The organism is Frankia sp. CcI49 (genome assembly GCF_001983215.1).
Lineage (GTDB): Bacteria > Actinomycetota > Actinomycetes > Frankiales > Frankiaceae > Parafrankia > Parafrankia irregularis.
This window is the reverse complement of record NZ_MOWP01000020.1, coordinates 44,476-64,129: the sequence shown is the minus strand read 5'-3', so window position 1 is coordinate 64,129 and position 19,654 is coordinate 44,476. Positions and strand designations below refer to the sequence as shown.

At 71.4% G+C, this 19,654-nt stretch carries 17 protein-coding genes and 1 pseudogene; 15 read left to right on the top strand and 3 right to left on the bottom strand.

Going from position 1 to position 19,654, the window contains the following annotated elements; genetic code table 11:
- Nucleotides 1-175 precede the first annotated feature (175 nt).
- From CcI49_RS19370 to CcI49_RS19360, 3 genes and pseudogenes are all read left to right on the top strand, one after another.
- Nucleotides 176-802, top strand: coding sequence for a TetR/AcrR family transcriptional regulator (locus CcI49_RS19370; RefSeq protein WP_083749610.1), 627 nt, complete (start codon nucleotides 176-178; stop codon nucleotides 800-802).
- Nucleotides 803-1,126: 324 nt separating this feature from the next.
- The gene (locus tag CcI49_RS19365) at nucleotides 1,127-2,278 is read left to right on the top strand and encodes a CaiB/BaiF CoA-transferase family protein (RefSeq protein WP_083749609.1); all 1,152 of its coding nucleotides are present in this window, start codon (nucleotides 1,127-1,129) and stop codon (nucleotides 2,276-2,278) included.
- Nucleotides 2,279-2,364: 86 nt separating this feature from the next.
- Nucleotides 2,365-3,408: pseudogene (locus CcI49_RS19360) on the top strand (hypothetical protein).
- A gap of 62 nt (nucleotides 3,409-3,470) precedes the next feature.
- Here CcI49_RS19360 and gcvH read toward each other — a convergent pair.
- Both gcvH and CcI49_RS19350 read right to left on the bottom strand, forming a co-directional pair.
- Nucleotides 3,471-3,851 (bottom strand): glycine cleavage system protein GcvH, encoded by a 381-nt coding sequence (gcvH, locus tag CcI49_RS19355; RefSeq protein ID WP_054569863.1) that lies wholly within the window; start codon nucleotides 3,849-3,851, stop codon nucleotides 3,471-3,473.
- Between the two features lie 52 nt (nucleotides 3,852-3,903).
- Complete coding sequence (locus CcI49_RS19350; protein WP_076828311.1) at nucleotides 3,904-5,316, bottom strand: L-serine ammonia-lyase; 1,413 nt, start codon at nucleotides 5,314-5,316, stop codon at nucleotides 3,904-3,906.
- Between the two features lie 194 nt (nucleotides 5,317-5,510).
- Between CcI49_RS19350 and CcI49_RS19345 the strand changes: the two genes are divergently transcribed.
- From CcI49_RS19345 to CcI49_RS19315, 7 genes are all read left to right on the top strand, one after another.
- A complete protein-coding gene (locus CcI49_RS19345; protein ID WP_076828309.1) occupies nucleotides 5,511-6,455 on the top strand; it encodes an ABC transporter permease in 945 nt (314 codons plus the stop codon).
- Nucleotides 6,452-7,285, top strand: a complete 834-nt coding sequence (locus CcI49_RS19340; protein ID WP_054569866.1) for an ABC transporter permease — start codon at nucleotides 6,452-6,454, stop codon at nucleotides 7,283-7,285. Before CcI49_RS19345 ends, CcI49_RS19340 begins: the two co-directional genes overlap by 4 nt.
- Nucleotides 7,286-7,367: 82 nt before the next feature.
- Entirely contained in the window at nucleotides 7,368-8,933 is a 1,566-nt protein-coding gene (locus tag CcI49_RS19335) for an ABC transporter substrate-binding protein (RefSeq protein WP_131831135.1), read from the top strand.
- Nucleotides 8,933-9,955, top strand: coding sequence for an ABC transporter ATP-binding protein (locus CcI49_RS19330; protein ID WP_076828307.1), 1,023 nt, complete (start codon nucleotides 8,933-8,935; stop codon nucleotides 9,953-9,955). Before CcI49_RS19335 ends, CcI49_RS19330 begins: the two co-directional genes overlap by 1 nt.
- On the top strand, nucleotides 9,952-11,004 hold the full coding sequence (locus CcI49_RS19325; protein ID WP_054569870.1) for an oligopeptide/dipeptide ABC transporter ATP-binding protein: 1,053 nt from the start codon (nucleotides 9,952-9,954) through the stop codon (nucleotides 11,002-11,004). The genes CcI49_RS19330 and CcI49_RS19325 overlap by 4 nt, the downstream gene beginning before the upstream one ends.
- A gap of 65 nt (nucleotides 11,005-11,069) precedes the next feature.
- A complete protein-coding gene (locus tag CcI49_RS19320) occupies nucleotides 11,070-11,807 on the top strand; it encodes a TetR/AcrR family transcriptional regulator (protein ID WP_076828305.1) in 738 nt (245 codons plus the stop codon).
- Complete coding sequence (locus CcI49_RS19315; RefSeq protein WP_083749606.1) at nucleotides 11,764-13,044, top strand: M20 family metallopeptidase; 1,281 nt, start codon at nucleotides 11,764-11,766, stop codon at nucleotides 13,042-13,044. The genes CcI49_RS19320 and CcI49_RS19315 overlap by 44 nt, the downstream gene beginning before the upstream one ends.
- A gap of 161 nt (nucleotides 13,045-13,205) precedes the next feature.
- On the opposite strand, the gene CcI49_RS19310 is transcribed toward CcI49_RS19315, so the two are convergent.
- Nucleotides 13,206-14,198, bottom strand: coding sequence for a ferritin-like protein (locus tag CcI49_RS19310; RefSeq protein WP_054569872.1), 993 nt, complete (start codon nucleotides 14,196-14,198; stop codon nucleotides 13,206-13,208).
- A 222-nt stretch (nucleotides 14,199-14,420) separates the two neighbouring features.
- On the opposite strand from CcI49_RS19310, the gene CcI49_RS19305 reads away from it, so the two are divergent.
- From CcI49_RS19305 to CcI49_RS19285, 5 genes are all read left to right on the top strand, one after another.
- A complete protein-coding gene (locus CcI49_RS19305) occupies nucleotides 14,421-14,765 on the top strand; it encodes a hypothetical protein (RefSeq protein WP_076828303.1) in 345 nt (114 codons plus the stop codon).
- Nucleotides 14,766-14,776: 11 nt separating this feature from the next.
- Complete coding sequence (locus CcI49_RS19300) at nucleotides 14,777-15,616, top strand: SDR family oxidoreductase (RefSeq protein ID WP_076828301.1); 840 nt, start codon at nucleotides 14,777-14,779, stop codon at nucleotides 15,614-15,616.
- A 356-nt stretch (nucleotides 15,617-15,972) separates the two neighbouring features.
- A complete protein-coding gene (locus CcI49_RS19295) occupies nucleotides 15,973-16,803 on the top strand; it encodes an SDR family NAD(P)-dependent oxidoreductase (protein ID WP_076828299.1) in 831 nt (276 codons plus the stop codon).
- A gap of 79 nt (nucleotides 16,804-16,882) precedes the next feature.
- Nucleotides 16,883-17,746: a TIGR03620 family F420-dependent LLM class oxidoreductase gene (locus CcI49_RS19290; protein ID WP_076828297.1), complete on the top strand. Its 864-nt coding sequence runs from the start codon at nucleotides 16,883-16,885 to the stop codon at nucleotides 17,744-17,746.
- Between the two features lie 173 nt (nucleotides 17,747-17,919).
- Nucleotides 17,920-19,623 carry a class I adenylate-forming enzyme family protein gene (locus CcI49_RS19285; protein WP_076828295.1) on the top strand — a complete coding sequence of 568 codons (1,704 nt, stop codon included), beginning with the start codon at nucleotides 17,920-17,922 and terminating at the stop codon, nucleotides 19,621-19,623.
- The last annotated feature ends 31 nt before the right edge of the window (nucleotides 19,624-19,654 follow it).

The window sequence follows — 19,654 nt, the reverse complement described above, 5'->3', positions numbered from 1 at the left end:
GGGTGAGATTTCGGACGAACTCGTTCTGTAATAGGCGCAAAGTATTCGACCGACCAACCGGCGTCAAGACGGCCCAGGACCCGCACCCGGCCATGGCCACCACCGCCGGATCGTGAACCAGGGTGGGACACCCACGTGATCAACCGATCAGGTGGGGCTGTGGGATGGTGGGGTGATGTCCACCCCTCCCAGGCGCCGCATCGGGCGCCCCGTGGATCCGACCATCGAGGAGAAGGTCACCGGCGCGGCGATCCAGATCTACGCCGAGGTGGGTTGGTCAGGCTTCACCTTCGACGCGATCGCGGTCCGTGCCGGCGTCGGCAAGGCCGCCATCTACCGTCGCTGGTCCTCCAAGATGGAGATCCTCTCCAGCGCCTTCGCGGCGACGCAGCCGGACCTCGTCGAGCTTCCGGACACGGGCAGCATCCGCGGCGACCTCCTCACGCTGGCCCTGGCCCTGCTCGACCGCCTGGACCAGCCCGCGGGGATTGCGGAGATCCGACTCCTCCTGGACACCAAGCTGTACACGGGAGACGTCGCCTTCCCGGACATCGACCCGGGCAGGCGGCGCAGCCGCGCGCTGGTCCGGGAGGGGGTGAACCGCGCGATCGAGCGGGGCGAGCTCCCGAAGGGCACCCGCCCCGAAATGATCGTCGACGCGGTCCGCGGGACCATCATCCACAACTTCCTCCTCCTGCCGTCGGACAAGACCGACGTCTGGCACGCCCGGCGGGACGCCTACGCGGCGGAGGTCGTGGATCTGGTCCTGGCGGGGGTCCACGCCCGCGCCGCGATCAGCTGATCGCGGCCGGACTCCGGACTCCGGACTCCGGGCTCCGGGCTCCCGAGCCCCGAATTGATCCGGACGACTCTCGTCCGGAACTCTTGACTCCGCGCTTGCGGCGGCCTTAGCGTGCCGCCGAGCACACATCGTCGGACTTCGCCCTGGTTCGCCGGCCGCTTCCGGCCGGAGGTCTCGTCGGTGCACGCGCTCGCACCTGATGCGCGCGGCGCCGGGCGGCTCCGCGGCGGGAAGTAGCCGCACCCCCGAACCGGCACAGGACTCAACGCGCCCGGGTGCCCGCCAGGCCGGTTCCACTCGTCAAGAGCACGTTCGGAGACAGGAATGACCGATAGCACGCTCGGCGGTGCGACCACGGAGGTCGAGCCTGTTCCACCCACGCCTCGCCGTGGCGGCCCGCTCACGCGCCTGCGCGTCGTCGAGCTGGCCGGCATCGGGCCCGGTCCGCACGCCGCCATGCTGCTCGCCGACCTGGGCGCGGACGTCGTGCGCGTCCAGCGTCCCGGGGCGACCGGCATGAACGATCTGATGCTGCGCAACCGTCGCTGGATCGGCGCGGACCTCAAGGACCCCGCCGGGCGGGAAGCCGTGTTGGGGCTGGTGGAACACGCGCATGTGCTGATCGAGGGGTTCCGCCCCGGCACGACCGAGCGACTGGGGCTGGGCCCGGACGACTGTCTCGCCCGCAATCCGCGGATGGTCTACGCACGGATGACCGGGTGGGGGCAGAGCGGGCCGCTGTCCCAGCGGGCCGGCCACGACATCAACTACCTGTCGCTGACCGGGCTCCTGCACGCGATCGGCCCCGCGGACGCCCCGCCCGTCCCGCCGCTCAATCTCGCCGCGGACTTCGGCGGAGGCTCGATGTTCCTGGTCGCCGGAGTGCTGGCGGCCCTGTGGGAGCAGGCGGTCTCCGGGCGCGGGCAGGTCGTGGACGCCGCGATGGTGGACGGCGCCAGCGTGCTCGGGCAGATGGCCTGGGCGCATCGGGCCATGGGGGTCTGGTCGGACGAGCGGTCGTCGAACATCCTCGACGGGGCCGCGCCGTTCTACCGCACCTATGTCTGCGGGGACGGGCGCTACGTCGCGGTCGGCGCGATCGAACCGCAGTTCTACGCCCAGCTGCTCGCCGGCGTCGGGCTCACCGCCGAGGAGCTGCCGGGCCAGTACGACCGGGCCGGGTGGCCGGTGGTGGGCGCTCGCCTCGCCGGGATCTTCGCCACCCGCCCGCGCGACGCATGGGCCGAGGTGTTCGCCGGCACGGACGCCTGCGTGACGCCGGTTCTCTCGTTCGGCGAGGTGTCGACCCATCCACACATGGCCGAACGACAGACGATCGTGACGGTCGACGGCGCGGAACAGGCCGCCCCGGCGCCGCGCTTCACCCGCACCCCGACCGCCGCGCCGGTCGGGCCGCCGCCCACGGGCACGCCGATCGAGGACGTCCTGGCCGACTGGCGGCAACAGACACCGTGAGCCACACATACGCCCTGCCATCCGACGGCACGCCGACGCTCCTCACCCGCGCGGCGATCATCGAGACGGCCGACGCCATCGCGGCGATGCAGGAACCCGACGGGGCGATTCCCTGGTCCCCCGGCGACCACACCGATGCCTGGGACCATCTCGAGTGCGTGATGGCCCTGCAGCTGGCGGGGCGGTCCGACGCCGCCGCCGCGGGGTGGGAGTGGCTGGCACGCAGCCAGCGCCCGGACGGCTCCTGGCCGATGCGCACAGTGGCCGGTGTCGTCGAGGACGCGGGAGCGGACAGCAACCAGTGCGCGTACGTCGCCGCCGCCGCCTGGCACCACTGGCTCGTCACCGGCGACCGCGAGCACGCGGCCCGCGTGTGGCCGGTGGTGCGGGCCGCGCTCGACTTCGTCCTGGACCTGCAGCAGCCGGACGGGTAGGTGTGGTGGGCCCGCGCGGCCGACGGCAGCCCGCACACCGAGGCACTGCTCACCGGGTGCTCGAGCACGCTGCACAGCCTGAGATGCGGCCTCGCCCTGGCCGACCTCGTCGGTGAGCCGCGGTCCGAGTGGGAGCTCGGGGCCGGGATGCTGCGGCACGCGCTGCGCGCTCGTCCGGAGCTGTTCGGCCGCCGGGACCGCTGGTCGATGGACCTGTACTACCCGGTGATCGGCGGCGTCCTCCGCGGCGCCGAGGGGCGGGCCCGGCTGCGGTCACGCTGGGACGACTTCGTCGTCGCCGGGCTGGGTGCCCGTTGCGTCGACGACCAGCCGTGGGTGACCGGTGCCGAGACCTGCGAGCTGGCCATCGCCCTGCATCTGGTCGGGGAGACCGACGCCGCCGTCCAGCTGGTGCGCGACATCGGGCACCTGCGCCACGCCGACGGCAGCTACTGGACCGGCTGGCAGTTCGAGGCCGGCGTCAACTGGCCCGAGGAACGCAGCTCCTGGACGGCCGCGGCGGTGATCCTGGCCGTGGACACCCTGGCCGGCGGGGTGACCGAGACTCTCTTCCGCGGCGACGATCTGCCCACCGGGCTCGTTTTCCCGCGCGACGAAACCGCGGTCCGTCCAGGGCCGGACGAGGTCCTTCTCCCCCGGCCGCGGATGGGCGAACTCGACGAGCGCCGCAAGTAACGCACCGAGGCCGCCGGCGGTAGCGGGTCAACGCTCCCACCGGCGGCCTCGACACCAGATCCTCAGGCCGGCGGCGCCCCCGTCAGCACCGTGTAGCCGTCCGCGTCGAGAAGGTCCGGAAGGCGGGTGAGCCGCATCCGGAACAGCCAGCCTGAGCCGAACGGGTCGCTGTTGAGCAGGGCCGGATCGCCGAGGGCGGCCTCGTTGCGCTCGATCACCTCGCCGTCTCCCGGCGCGCACAGATCACTCACCGACTTCGTCGACTCCACCTCGCCGCACGGCTCACCGGCGGCCAGCGCGGCGCCGATCTCGGGCAGGTCCACGAAGACGACGTCGCCGAGCGCGTCCGCCGCGTAGGCGGTGATCCCGACCCTGGCCAGATCACCGTCGATCTCCAGCCACTCGTGCTCTTCGGTGTAGCGCAGATGGCTCGGGATGGTCATCAGGATTCCTTCCTTCGCCAGGCCGGCATTCGCCAGGTCGGCGTTCGCCGGGTCAGCATTCGGCGAGCGCCACGGACAGGCCGCCGCGCGACGTCTCCCGGTACTCGGCCTTCATGTCGAGCCCGGTCGCCCGCATCGTCGCGACGACCTGGTCGAACGACACCCGGTGGCGCCCGTTGCCGGCCAGCGCCAACCGGGCGGCGGCGATGGCCTTGGTGGTGCCGATCGCGTTGCGCTCGATGCAGGGGACCTGCACCAGCCCGCCGACCGGGTCGCAGGTCAGGCCGAGGTTGTGCTCCATCCCGATCTCGGCGGCGTTCTCCACCTGCGCGGGTGTTCCGCCGAGCACCTCGCACAGCCCGGCGGCCGCCATGGCGCAGGCCGACCCGATCTCGCCCTGGCAGCCGACCTCGGCCCCGGACAGCGACGCCGCGCGCCGGATGACGAGCCCGAACGCCCCGGCGGCCAGCAGGAAGCGGATGGTTCCGGCGTCCGCGGCCGCGTCGTCGGGTGCGACGAACCGGCGGTAGTAGTAGAGCACCGCGGGCACGATGCCGGCCGCGCCGTTCGTGGGAGCGGTGACGATCCGCCCGCCGGCCGCGTTCTCCTCGTTGACGGCGAGCGCCGCGGCGGTCGCCCAGTCGAGCGAGTGCAGCGCGTCGGCCCGGCCCGAACCGTTCCCGTTGATGGCCGCGACCAGCGCGTCGTGCATCTCCCGGGCGCGCCGGCGGACCCGAAGGCCGCCGGGCAGCTGCCCGTCGGCGCGCCAGCCCCGTTCGATGCTCTCGGCCATCGCCCGCCAGCGGTCCAGCAGCTCGCGGCGCAGCGTCGCCGCGCCGTGCCGGGCGGCCTCGTTCACCAGCACCACGTCACTGATCCGCAGCTCGTGTCGCTCGCAGAGGTCGAGCAGCTCGCGGGCGGACGAGTAGGCGTAGACGCCCGCGGTGGCGTCGGGCACGCCCGCGCCATCGCGTTCACTCGACGAGTCGGCCTCCACCGCGCCGCCGCCGACCGAGTAGTACGTCTCGTCGCGAAGCCGTCCGCCGCCGGCGTTCCACGCCACGAATCGCAGCCCGTTCGGGTGCCGCGGGAGTGGCTCGGGCTGCCGGAGCAGGTCACGGTCGACGTCGAACGCCACCTCGTGCGCGTCGAGCAGCCGCAGTCGGCCGCTGACGCGCACGGCGGTGGTGATCGCCGGCACCTCGTCCGGCTCCGCAGTCTCGGGGAGAAGGCCCGCGAGCCCGGCCAGGACGGCGGCGTCGGTGCCGTGGCCCGCGCCGGTGAGTGCGAGCGAGCCGTAGAGCGTCACCTCGACCCGGGCCACCGCGGCGATCGCCGCACCGCACGCCTCGGCGAAGCGGCGAGCCGCCCGCATCGGGCCGACGGTGTGGGAGCTCGACGGGCCGAGGCCGATCGAGAACAGGTCGAGAACGCTGGGCGAGCCCAGCGCGGTTCGGGGTGGCATGGCGCCGAGTCTGACCCGCCCACCTTCACCAGGGCAACCCTTCTCAGGCAGAAAAATGTCATATCACTGTTTGATCATGGCTGCTAAGCTGGGAAAACACTGTGTAAAACGAAACGTATCGTCTTGACACTGCCAACGAGCCCGGTGTCCCATGCGATGCACCGACACGCCGCTACCTCCGTTCTGGATGGCCTATGACTCGCGCTCTGGCGCACCGAATCGCTCAGCTCCTGCCCGTGCTTCTCCTGGTGACGTTGGCGGCGACCGCACTCGTCGACCTGATGCCGGGCTCCCCGGGGCGGGCGATCCTCGGCCCGGACGCCTCACCCGAGACCGTCACCGCGTTCGACAGCCGCTACGGATTCGACCAGCCGCTTCCCCAGCGGTACCTGTCCTGGCTGGGCCACGCGTTGACCGGTGACCTGGGCAGCTCGATCACCAAGCGGCAACCGGTCACGGACCTGATCGCCGACCGGCTGCCCGTGACCTTCGAGATCGCGGCGCTGGCGCTGCTGGTCTCGCTCGCGGTGGCCGTCCCGCTCGGGCTGGCCGCCGCGGCCCGGGCCGGCGGACTCGCGGACCGCGTGATGTCCGTGCTGACGTCGGCGATGCTGTCCACGCCCTCGTTCGCGGTCGCGCTGGTGCTGGCGTACCTGCTGGCGGTCCGCGTCCACGTGTTCCCGGTCGCCGGCTGGGTGCCACTGCACGAGGAGCCGATCGAGAACCTGCGGCATCTGGTGCTCCCGGTCATCGCACTCGCCGTCGTCGAGATACCGGTGCTCGCGCGGATCCTGCGCGCCGACGTGCTCGCCGTGCTGCGGGAGGACTTCATCCTCACCGCCCGGACGAAGGGCTTCTCCCGGCCCTACGTGCTCTTCCGGCACGCGCTGCGGCCCGCATCGCCGTCACTGGTCACGCTGACGGGGCTCGCGGCCGGGCGGCTGATCGGCGGCACCGTGATCATCGAGTCGCTGTTCGCGCTGCCAGGGCTGGGCAATCTCGCGACCCAGGCGATCTACGGCAAGGACCTGCCGGTGATCCAGGCCGTTGTCGTCGTGGTGGCGCTCAGCTACGTCGTCATCAACGCGCTGGTGGACCTGGTCAACGCCGCGATCGACCCCCGGGTACGGACGGCATGAGCGGCCGGCGCGGATGGGCGAAGGGTGCTGGCACGGGGCTTGCGATCGGGTGGCTGGTGGTTCTGGTGCTCGGCGCCGTCACCGCCGGGCTGCTGCCCCTCGACGACTTCGACAAACTGGTCGGCGATCCAGGCGTCCCGGTGTTCTCCGACTGGTCGCACCCGCTGGGAACAGACGGCCTGGGCAGAGACGTGCTGGCCAGGCTCCTGTACGGGGCCCGCTCCTCCCTGGTGGTGAGCGTCGGCGCCGCCGCGGTCGGGCTGCTGGTCGGAGGGCTGCTCGGGGTGCTCGCCGGCTACCTGCGGGGCTGGTTCGAGGCGGTCACGGATGTCCTTTTCAACACCCTGCTCGCGTTCCCGCCCCTGATCATGCTGCTGGCGCTGGCCAGCGTCGTGTCACCGACGCTGTGGACACTGGCCTGCGGGCTCGCCCTGCTCGCCGTCCCGCCCGGCGCGAGACTCGCCAAGGCGAACGTCGCGAGCGCGACCGGGCGGGAGTACGTGCTGGCCGCGCGGGCGATGGGGGCGAGCGGTCGGCGCATCGTCCTGCGGGAGCTGGTCCCCAACATCGTGCAGCCGATGATCTCGTTCGCCTTCGTGGGCATCGCGGGGCTCATCGTGGCGGAGGGCTCGCTGAGCTTCCTCGGGCTCGGCATCCCGCCGCCGAACCCCAGCTGGGGCGGAATGATCGCCGCCGGCAAGGACGATCTGGCCGATCATCCCGCGTACGTGTTCGTCCCGTGTGCAGCCATGTTCCTCACCGTGCTGGCCCTCAACACGGTGGCGAACCGCCTCAACTCCCGCCTCGACGTGCGCGCGTCGAAGGTCTGACGCCGGTGCCCGCCGTCACCACGTGCACTCCCCGCCGACGGCCGCCGGCCCGCGGGCGAACCATCCCACTGAGAGGATCTTCGTGAAACGTCGCGTCGCCGCTGTCCTTGCGGCCGCCCTGGTGTCCCTCACCGCCTGCGCCGGCTCCGACTCCGGCGGGTCGTCATCGTCCGGCAGCGGATCGTCATCGGCCACGCCCACCCGGGGTGGCGCCATGACCGTGTCGCTGGTCACCGAGGCCCGCGGGCTCGATCCCTTCGCCGGGAGCCCGCAGGGCGCCGTCGACGGCAACCGGCTCGCGGCGATCTACGACGTGCTGCTGCGGCTCGATCCGAAGACCGACAAGGTGCAGCCGGGCATCGCGACCAGCGCCACCACCGAGGACAACCTGACCTGGACGCTGAAGCTCCGCGACGGCGTGAAGTTCAGTGACGGCACACCGTTCGACGCCGAGGCGGTGAAGTACACCTGGGAGCAGCATTCGGTCGCGGAGAACGCCTCCCTGCAGAGCGCCACGCTCAGGGGCGACACGTTCACCGTCGTCGACTCCCTCACCCTGCGGATCACGCTGCCGGCGCCGAACGCGCACTTCGACAAGCTGATCGCCCGCAGCGTTCCCTATATCGCCTCACCGACCGCGCTGAAGAAGGGGCTCACCGAGTTCTCCGAGCACCCCGTCGGCGCCGGGCCGTTCGTGGTCTCCGAATGGGTTCGCGACGACCATCTCACTCTGAAGCGCAACCTCACCTACTGGAATGCCCCACTCCCGAATCTCGACGAGCTGACTTTTGTCGTCAACACGGACGAGCAGCAGCGCTACAACTCGTTCGTCGCGGGCGAGACCGACCTGATGCTGACGCAGACCGCCGAGACCATCACCAGGGCGCAGGGCCAGGGCACGGCGGTCGACCTGCACGAGCTCAACGGCGGCGAGGTGCTGCTGTTCAACTCCGGGCGCGCTCCCTTCGACGACGTCCGGGCCCGCCAGGCCGTGGCGGCCGCCCTCTCCCGCGACCGGCTCGACAAGGTCGTGTACGACGGAAAGGGACTGCCCAGCGGCGACCCGTTCCGCAGGGGCTCGACGTTCTATGTCGAGGGCATGGCCACCGACGACGGTGACACGGCGAAGGCGCAGAAACTGCTCGACGAACTGGCGGCGGACGGTAGGCCGCTGGAGTTCGACCTGCTCCTTCCGTCGACGCCGCAGGCCCGTGCGCTGGGCGAGTACATCCAGGCGGCGCTGAGCGGGCTGCGCAACATCAAGGTGGGCCTGAAGACCGTCGACCTGGCCAGCTACCAGGTCAACCTCCTGTTCAACAAGGACTACGACCTCAGCTTCCTGACGATTCGCTATGACGACCCCGAGCCGGTGCTCTACAACCGGCTGCATTCCGGCCGCTCCGACAACTACGGCAACTACGGCAGCCCGGAGATGGACGCCGCGCTCGACAAGGCCCGCGCCACACCCGACGGGCCGGACCGGGTCGCCGCGATCGCCGAGGTCGAGAAGCTCATGAAAACCGAGGTGCCGTTCTGGTTCTACCAGCAGTCCGAAGTCGGGGCGATCCACACCGGTCAGGTGGGCGGCATCGAGTTCTTCAACGAAGGCACGATGCGGGTGGACATCCTCGGCCGGACGGACAACTGATGGCGCCGGCAGCGCAACCGACGGTGCCGGAAGCGCAGCCGCTCCTGCGGGTGGCGGGACTGACCGTGGACATCCCGACCCCCCGGGGCCCGCTGCGCGCCCTCGACGACGTCTCGTTGACCCTGGCCCCACAGCAGACACTGGGCCTGGTCGGTGAGTCCGGATCGGGCAAGTCGATGCTGGTCCGGTCGATCATGGGCATCGTCCCGCCGCGAGCCACCGTGACCGGGACCGTCACGTTCGACGGCGTCGATCTCAACGGGCTGCCCCCGCAGGCGGCCCGCCAGTACTGGGGCCGCCGGATCGCGATGGTGTTCCAGGACCCGACCACATCGCTCAACCCGGTTCTCACCATCGGGCGGCAGCTCACCGAGGCGATGCGCGCCTGGAAAGGGCTGCGCCGCAGGCAGGCCGACGAACACGCCGTCGAACTGCTTGACCAGGTCCGCATCCCGGAGCCGCGGCGGCGGCTGCGCCAGTACCCGCACGAGCTGTCCGGCGGGWTGCGCCAGCGAGTCGTCATCGCGATGGCACTCGCCTGCGACCCCGAGCTGCTCATCGCCGACGAGGCGACGACGGCTCTCGACGTCACCGTGCAGAAGCAGATCCTCGACCTGCTCGCCGAGCTCCAGCGGGAGCGCGGCCTCGCGCTGGTCCTCGTCAGTCACGACCTCGGCGTGGTGGCCGGCCGCACAGACCGTGTCGTGGTGCTTTACGGCGGCCGGATCGCCGAGGAGGCCGGTACCGCAACGCTGTTCGCGGCCCGCCGGCACCCCTACAGCGAGGCCCTGCTCGCCGCCGCCCCGCGTCTGGACAGCCCGCGCGGGGCGGCCCTGCGCGCGATCGCCGGCACCCCGCCGGACCTGGTCCATCCACCGGCGGGCTGCCGCTTCGCGCCGCGCTGCCCGTCGGTCGCCGCGGACTGCGAGCAGGGCCCACCGCCGCGCCGCCAGGGTCTCGACGCGACCCACTCCTATGCCTGTCGGCACCCGGTCGGGGCGCTCACGGCGGTGGCCCGATGACCCCCGGCACCGGTGTGCTGGCCTCGGCCGCCCCCGCGACGGCGGAGCAGCTGCGCCCGGACCCCCTGCTCCGGGTGGAACACCTGGTGGCGCGCTATCGGGTCCGCGGCGGAACGGTCCATGCCGTGTCCGACGTGAGCTTCGACGTGCTCCGCGGCGAGTCGCTCGGCCTCGTCGGCGAGTCCGGATGCGGGAAGTCGACCACCGGCCGGGCCATCCTCCAGCTGCCCCGCCCCACCGCCGGCCGGGTCGTCTACGACGGCGAGGACCTGTGCGACCTCGACGAGAAGCAGCTGCGCCCGCGCCGGCCGCGACTGCAGATGATCTTCCAGGATCCGATCGCCGCGCTCAACCCGCGCCGCCGCGTGCGCGACATCGTCGTCGAAGGCCTCGACATCCGGGGCGACCGGCCCAGGCAGGAACGCGCGGCCCGCGCCGCCACGCTCCTGCGCGACGTCGGCCTCGACCCGGAGCTCGTCGGGGATCGCCATCCGCACGAGCTGTCCGGCGGCCAGTGCCAGCGGGTCTCGATCGCCCGCGCGCTGGCGCTCGAACCCGACCTGCTCGTCTGCGACGAACCGGTCGCCTCGCTCGACGTCTCGATCCAGGCTCAGGTGCTCTCCCTGCTCGCCCGGCTGCGCGCCGAACGCGGGCTCGCCCTGCTGTTCGTCGCGCACGACCTCGCCGTGGTACGCGCCGTCGTCGACCGGGTCGCCGTGATGTACCTCGGGACGATCGTCGAGATCGGCCAGGTCGACGCGGTGTACAACGCCCCGGCGCACCCGTACACCCGAGCCCTGCTGGACGCGGTTCCGGTGCCGGACCCGGCCGTCGACCCGGAACAGGCCCCCGCCCTGGCCGGAGACCTGCCCTCGCCCCTGGACCCACCGGCCGGCTGCCCGCTGCACACGCGCTGCCCCATCGCCGTCGACCGCTGTGTCTCCGAGCGCCCGACGCCGCGTCCCGTCGGCCCCGACCACCAGGTGGCCTGCCACTTCCCGTTGCTCGCGGACGGGTCGGATGGGTCGGACGGAAGCCACAGTGCATGACCAAGGTTGTGAGCTCGGCCGATCGTGGTGCCGCCGCCGGGCCCACGACCAGGAAAATAGCGCCCGTGACCGTTGCCGATGGATCGCCCGACCCGTCCCAGCCCCGTCGTGGCCGCAACCGCAACGCCGCCGCCCATCAGGCGATCCTCGACGCGACGGAGGCGCTCGTGCGGGAGCGTGGCTACGCGGCGGTCACGATCGAGGAGATCGCCGCCCGGGCGGGTGTCGGCAAGGCAACCGTCTACCGCTGGTGGCCGTCACGGGCATATCTCGCGGTCGAGTTGATCATGGACCGCTGGCTCGAGTGGGGCGGGATCCCGGATACCGGCGACACCAGGCAGGATCTCATCGAGTTCAGCTCGGTGAACTTCCGCAACCAGATCGGCATCGCCGGTCAGGTGATGCAGCAGCTCGCCGCCGACAGCAAGGACGCCCTCCAACAGCTGCGCGAACGATTCGTCAAGCCGCGCCGCGAGATGGGGCGCACCATCCTCGAACGCGCGGTCCGCCGCGGCGACCTGCCGCCCAACGCGGACCTCGAGCTGATCCTCGACATCCTCGCCGGCGTGCCGGCATACCAGACCTACTACGCCGGGCGGATCCGGGACCTGCGCGACATCGACCAGATGGTCGACCTGGTGCTGCATGGGATCACACCCACGCGCAGGCGCGGCCGGCCCCGGACCGCCGGGGCAAACGCCCCCCGCGGCACGAACACCGCGGCCCCGCCCCCACCGGCGCAGCCCACGGAGGCTCACCATGACCGACCTGACCACTCCCCCCAGCCCGGCGACGACGCCTGACTCCGGCACCGAACCCGACACCATCCTGACCCTGCCCAAATCCGCGGCCCGGGCCGCGATCCACGCCGCCGACACCGCGCTGTTGACCCTCAGCCACGACCTGCACGCCAACCCCGAGACCAGGTTCGCCGAACGCAAGGCGGCTGGCTGGGCCACCGACCTGCTGGAGCGAAACGGCTTCAGCATCGAACGCGAGGCCGCCGACCTGGAGACCGCGTTCGTGGCCAGCTACGGGACCGGCCCGCTCGTGCTCGGGATCTGCGCGGAGTACGACGCGCTGCCCTCGATCGGGCACGCCTGCGGCCACAACGTCATCTGCGCCTCCAGCGTCGGCGCCGGGCTGGGGCTGGCCGCCGTGGCCGACGACCTCGGCATCACCGTCAGGGTGATCGGCACTCCGGCGGAGGAGGGCGGCGGAGGAAAGATCATCATGCTGGACGCCGGAGTGTTCGACGACGTCCACGCGGCGATGATGACGCACCCGGCCCCCGGCGACTTCGACATCGTCGACATGACGAACACCGTGCTGGCGTCGGTGCAGTTCGAGGTGGAGTACCGCGGCAGGGCGTCGCACGCCGCAGGCGCACCGCACCTCGGCATCAACGCGCTCGACGCGGCGACCATCGCCCAGACCGCGATCGGTGTGCTGCGTCAGCAGCTTCCGGCCGGTGACCTGGTGCACGGCATCGTCACCTACGGCGGCGAAGCACCGAACATCATTCCGGAGCGGACGGTACTGAGCTACTTCGTCCGCTCCTGGACCCTCGAGCGGGCCCACGAGCTGGAGAAGAAGGTCCGGCGGTGCTTCGAGGCCGGTGCCCTGGCGACCGGATGCGAGATGGAGGTCCGCCCCACCTCGAAGACCTACTCGCACATGGAGGCCGACGCCGATCTCAGCCGGCTCTACGGCCGCAACGTCACCGCACTCGGCCGCCAGGCGATCGAGGTCCCCTCCGACGTGCGGATCGGTGCCGGCGGATCGACCGACATGGCGAACGTCTCGCTCGCCCTGCCCGCGATCCATCCAGGTGTCGGCATCGCCAATGCCATCGGATTCCCCCACCACTCCGACTTCACCCGCTCCTGTGCCACCGCCGACGCGGACGCCACAGCCATCCACGCGGCGACCGCGCTCGCCTGGACCGCCATCGACGCCGCTGGCACGGATGACATCCGGGACCGGCTGTTGCGCCGCGAGCGCAGGATCAGCCCCGCTCGCCGAAGCAACACCGCGTAGTCAGTTACAGGCCTTCCGGCTACAGACGCACCATCCCGAGGGCACCTGTCTCTCTCACGCCCGCGGTGCCACCGGCACGGCTCTGCAGGGGCCGGTGGCGCCGCGGTCCGGGCAGAGCCTCGGGAGGCGAGGACCTCCCGCGAGGCGGCCCGCGGCAGACATCAGCAGGTCAGGGTGAACGGAGGGGTAATTCCGGCCCTGATCAGGTCCACACCCCTGGTCCTCAGGTCGCTCATCTGACTGATGGCGTCGCCTATGGAGGAATCCTTCGTCGTCCAGCACGACTCCAGGTCGATCATCAGGTCCGTGAAGGATCCGGCGAAATCCTGCTGGCCGGATCCATCCGACCCTCCGCTGGAAAACGTGTATACCGCGGGCGTTTCGATGACCGGGCCCGCGTACTGAAAACCGTCCCCCACCGCGACCAAACCTCTGCCGTAGTAGACCTCGGCGAACATGTAGTAATGAGCGAAGGTGGACGAGTCGGGGGCACTTTCGTCGGGCGACGTGTCCGTGCCCTCACCCTGCACGGTGATCACCTTTATGGCGTTCAGGGCGTCCGCCACGGTGTTGACGGGGAGCAGCTGATCGGCACCCACGTTGGTGTTGACCTGGTTCGGGGACGGGTTCTGCGGCAGCGATCCGCCGGGGAAGACCTCGGTGAATCCGCGTGCGATCGCGTCGTAGAACTGGCCGATGGTCGGCGCCGCCGGCGGCGGGGGCGGCGGAGGCGTGACCGGCTGCGGCACAGCGGGGCCCGCCTCCGGATACTCGATGGCCATGAACGTCTGCAGCGTCTGCGTCCCCAGCGGCGCCAGCCCGACGACAAGGCCCGGATGTACGCCACCAGGCAGTCCCGTGACCGGGTATCTCGGAACGAAGTCCGCCGCGGTGATCTCACCCTTGAGCGATGCTCCGGTAGCGGTGTACATGTTGCAGGCCAAGCCGAAATGCAGCATCTCCTGCGTCACCACCGTCTTCAGTCGCTTCTCCACCTCACTCGGATCGGGATCCCGGACCGACCACTGTGCACACAGATACGGCGGAATGGTGGAGAACTCCAGCTGGATCGCGGTGAGCAGCGAGGCCTGGAGCTCGAAGAGATCACTGATGCCGTTTTCGACGGTCTCACGGATCGTCCTTCTGTATGACACGAGAACTCCCTGTCCAGATAGCCACCGGCGTGACGGTGACGATGGAGACGTCCGGGTTCGGGCAGGCGGCCGAAACATCCTGCGGCCCTGACCTGCCCGCATCGTTGGACGGCTCGACACGGCAGGCAAGGAACACCACTGTCACCTTGCCGACCCGCCCGGTCCGATCGCCACCCGCGTCGCGACGCGGGACCGCCGCTTTCCTCTTCGCACGGCCACCGCATGATCGACTTGGTCGAGCACCCCGACGAGCTCGCGGCCGCGTACACGCGCGCCTTCGCGACCACCGACCGCCCGTTCCTGGTCGACGTCCGCTGTGACCGCAACTGCCCGACGCCCAACGTCCAGGAGGGGCCGGGACCGTCGGATACCTCGACGACACTGCGCACTCGCGCCCGCGATCACGACGGAAAACGTGAAACGCCCAGCTTCGCCAAGATGGTGCGGGGCGCCGGCCACGGCCCGGGGCCGGGTCTCCTCGAACAGGAACCAGCCAGACTGTCGGCGAAGGCGCCGGGGATCCGCGGGGCGCGGTCCCGTAGACCCCGGCCGCCGCTGTTGAGATGACGGAGGCAGTGATGAGCAAGGACGTGGTGGTCGTCCTCGGTGTGGGCGGCATGGGCGCGGCGATCGCCCGCCGGTTCGGTGGATCCCGGACCCTGTTACTCGCCGACGCCAACGACGACACACTCACGACGGTCGCCGGCGCGCTGCGGGATGAGGGGCACGAGGTCGTCACCCGGCCCGTGGACGTGTCCGAGGGAGAGTCCGTCGCCGCACTGGCGGACGTCGCCGCCGGTCTGGGTCCCGTCACACACGCCGTCCACACGGCCGGTCTTTCGATGGCGCAGGCGGGGCCGGACGCGATCATCCGGGTGGATCTGCTCGGTGTCGCGCACTTCCTCGACGAGTTCGCACGGGTCATCGCGCCCGGCGGAGCCGGCGTGGTCATCTCCAGCACCGCCGGGCACTTCGCGCCGCGGCTGCCCGCCGACCAGGAGCGCGCGCTCGCCATCACACCCGCCTGCGAGCTGCTGGAGCTCCCGTTCCTGTCGAGCCAGGTGGTCACGGAACCGACCGGCGCCTACAGCCTGGCCAAGCTGGGGGCGATGCTGCGCGTGCGGGCGGCGGCTCCGCCCTGGGGGCGGCGCAGGGCCCGCGTCAACTCGGTGAGCCCGGGGGTGATCTCGACGCCGATGGGGCGCCTCGAACTGGACGGGCCCTGGGGTGACGCGCTGCGCTCCGTCACCGACGCGGCCCCCGCGGGACGGATCGGAACACCGGACGACGTGGCCGACGCGGTGTCGTTCCTCCTCGGCCCCCAGTCGACGTTCATCACCGGAACGGACCTCCTGGTGGACGGTGGTTCGGTCGCGATGCATCTCAGTGAGAACTGGGCTCGTCAGCCACTCCGATAGGCGTGGCGGCGGTATCAGTCGCGGCGGCGGTATCAGGCGAGACAGTCACGGAAGTCGCGGGTCTCCGGCGAGACAGATCTGTCGTACTGTGTCGCTGTACAACGTCGGACGAAAACTGTCTCGCCGTTCGTGATCGCCCCGCGCCCACCGGCACGGGCGTCCACCGACTCGGGCGTCCGCCGGCATGGGCCAGGACCATCGCCGGTTCCGTCACCCGATCCGGCTCCGAATCCGGCGGGCCGCGGGCTCGAACTGGAGACCTGCGACGCCCCACGCTTCCAGGAGGACCGTCAGATGACGCGAGCTGTTCACAGCGGGAACCGGCACAGCCGTCCCTTACGGCGAGTCGAGGGCCGATGACGGGCGGCGCACGCTCCGGGTGGGTCGGTGTCGTCACCGGGGCCGCCAACGGCATCGGAAGGGCCGTCACCAGGCGGTTCGTCGCCGAAGGCGGGAAAGTCGTCGGCGGTGACATCGACGAGCCGGGCCTGGCGGCCCTGAGCGCCGAGCTCGGCCCCGACGCCTTCGCGGCCGCCCGGTGCGACGTGACCGACGAGGACGACGTGGCCGCACTGGTCGCGCTCGCCGCGGCCAGGTTCGGCGGGCTCGACGTCGTGGTCGCCAACGCCGGTGGCGGCACCCTCGGCGAGGTCGCCGACCACGACTTCGGCGAGTGGCGGCGGATCGTCGATCTGAGTCTGCACGGGGCGTTCCTGACCCTCAAGCACGGCGGGCGGGCACTGCGGGAGGCCGGGCGAGGAGGGTCGATCGTCACGGTCGCGAGCCTCAACGCGGTGCAGCCCGGCCGCGGTGTGGCGGCCTACTGCGCGGCCAAGGCGGGCGCCGTGGCGCTGACCGAGGTCGCCGCGCTGGAGCTGGGCCGGCACGGAATCCGGGTGAACGCGGTCGCCCCGGGCCTGGTCCGCACCGGGCTCACCGGTGGGGTGTGGCACCTGCCCGGCCTGGTCGACGAGTTCGTCGACAACGCCCCCCTCGGGCGGTTCGCGGAACCTGAGGAGATCGCGAACGTCATCTACTTCCTCGCCTCGGAGCAGGCGTCCTTCGTCTCCGGCTCCCTGTACAGCGTCGACGGGGGCGCGCGGACCGGGCGCTATCCCGACATGATTGCCGGAATGGAGCGGGCGATCCGCTCCGCCGGGAACGGCGCGCCCCGCGCCGCCGGCTGACTCGTTTTCTCAGGCGGTTCCGCCGGCGGCGCCGGATGGCGGCGCACGGCGGGAGCGCGATCTCTCCGGAAGGCAGAGCATGGACCTCTCTGGCGTCGGCGTGTGGAGCCAGCAGCTGCGTTACAGCGACCCCGGCGAAGCCGCCGAGGCGGCGGCCGAGCTCGAGGAGCTCGGCTTCAGCGCGCTGTGGATCCCGGACATGGGCGGCGACACGTTCGAGGCCGCCGAGCGGCTGCTCGCCGCCACTCGCTCCACCGTCGTGGCGACCGGCGTCCTCAACCTCTGGTACTGCCCGGCGGAGCAGGCGGCCGCGTCGTATGCGGCGCTGGCGGCGAAACACGACGACCGGCTGCTGCTCGGCATCGGGGTGAGCCACGCGATCGCCGTGGACTCCGCGGCGGAGCCCGGCAGATACCAGCGGCCGCTGACCGCGATGAAGACCTACCTCGACGGCCTCGACGCCGCGGAGCAGCCCGTCCCCCAGGACAGCCGGGTCCTCGCCGCGCTCGGCCCCCGCATGCTGGAGCTCGCGTCCAGGCGGGCCCGCGGCGTCCATCCCTACCTGGTCACGCCGGAGCACACCCGGATCGCGCGGGAGGCGGTGGGCGACGGTCCGCTCGTGCTGCCCGAGCAGGCCGTCGTCCTGTGCTCCGACAAGGAGGAGGCCCAGGCGATCGCGGGCGGGTGGCTGCGCGGCTACCTCTCCCTCCCGAACTACGCCAACAGCCTGATCCGGCTGGGATTCGAGCCCGACGAGGTGGCAGCCGCGGACGGCCGGGTGTTCGACGCGATGATCGCCTGGGGGGACGAGGCGGCGGTCAGGCGCAGGGTGGAGGAGCACCGGGCCGCGGGCGCGGACCACGTCACCCTCCAGGTGCTCACCGCGGACCAGACCGCCTTCCCCCGTGAGGAGTGGCGCAGGCTCGCCGCGGCTCTGCTTTAGCCGGGCTGGACGTCTGCCGTTCCCAGCTTCCCCGCTCACCGGGCGCTGTCGTCACCGCCGGCCGTGCCCGGGCGCTCGGGACTGTTGCGTCTACCCCCGAGCGCGCTGGATGATTGGATAAATTATCCGAGGAGCACCCAGAGCCACCGGTACAACCTGAGAGGTCACCGCCGTTGCTCAGCAACCAGGAAATTCACGAGGCACTCTGCGCACCGGGGCAGTTCTTCGAGTGGGAGACCGTCGAGGTACGCGGCGTGCCGACCCGGACCTGGAAGAACGCTCCCCGAAACCTCGGTGCCGTCCTGGCTCAGGGAGCGGCGGCCGGCGGCTCGCGGGACTTCATCGTCCTCGGCGAGGAACGAATCTCCCACGTTCGCCACCTCCAGCTCGTCGAGGCCCTCGCCGCCTCACTCGTCGACGAGCTCGGCGTCCGCAAGGGCGACCGGGTGGCGATCGCGATGCGCAACATCCCGGAATGGTCGATCGCGTTCTTCGCCGCGACCAGGATCGGCGCCGTCGCCGTGGCGCTGAACTCGTTCGGCAACGGCGCCGAACTCGCCTACACCCTCGACGACTCCGGCGCCACGGTCGTCATCGCCGACGGTGAGCGGATTGAGCGGCTCGCGACCGTCACCGGCGCGCTCGACGGGCGCACGGTCATCGGTACCCGGCTCGACGACCGCAAGGGCACCGCCGACCTGCCCGCGGGAATCCTGCCGTTCGCGGCGCTCACCGAACGGGAGCACGGCCCCGTCGACGTCGACGTCGAGCCTGACGACCTCGCCACGCTCTTCTACACGTCCGGCAGCACCGCCAACCCCAAGGGCGTCGCCGGGACCCACCGCAACGCCTGCGCGAACCTCATGAACATGATGTTCGTCGGCGCCCGCACCATGCAGCGCGACGCGACACCGTCGGCAGCTCCCTCGGGGCCGACCGTCCAGATGCTGTCGGTGCCCCTGTTCCACGCCACCGGCTGCCACGCGACTCTGGTCAGCACCGCCGCCTTCGGCGGGACCCTCGTCCTCATCCGCCGGTGGGACGCGGAGGTCGCCCTCGATCTCATGGAGCGCGAGCGGGTGACCTCGTTCTCCGGTGTGCCGACGATGCTGTGGGACCTCCTCAACGCGCCGTCGGTCGACCGCCGCGACCTCAGCGCCCTGCAGAGGTTCGGCGGCGGGGGCGCCGCCTCGCCGCCGGCGCTCTCACGCCGCATCCGCGAGCGGTTCCCCACCGTGATCGCGGCAACGGGCTACGGCCTGACCGAGACCTCGGCGCTCACCACCTCGATCAACGGCTCCGACTACCAGAACCGGCCCGCGAGCGTCGGCGCGCCCGTCCCCGTGGCCGAGGTGCGCATCGTCGGTGACGACGGCTCGGACGCCGTGCCGGGGGACTCCGGGGAGATCTGGGTCCGGGGCCCGAACGTCTGCGCCGGCTACTGGAGCCGGACCGAGCTGGCCGCGGTGCCGTTCGAGGACGGCTGGCTGCGCAGCGGTGACCTCGGGCGCTTCGACGACGAGGGCTTCCTCTACATCGTCGACCGGCTGAAGGACATCGTCATCCGGGGCGGCGAGAACATCTCCACGCTCGAGGTGGAGGCCGCGCTGATGGAGCACCCGGCCGTGCTGGAGGCGACCGTCTTCGCGGTGGGGCACCCGACCCTCGGCGAGGAGGTCGCCGCGGTCGTCCATGTCGCGGCCGGCTCCCCGACCACCACCGAGGACCTGCGCGCGCATGTCGGCACGCTCCTCGCCGCGCACAAGGTCCCGGCCCACGTGTGGCTGTCCGCGGAGCCGCTGCCCCGCAGTGACACCGGCAAGCTGCTCAAGCGCGCCATCCGGACCACCTACTCGCCCCTGGCCGGCAACGCCTGACGCCGGGCCGGGCCAGGCCGGCCGGCCTGGC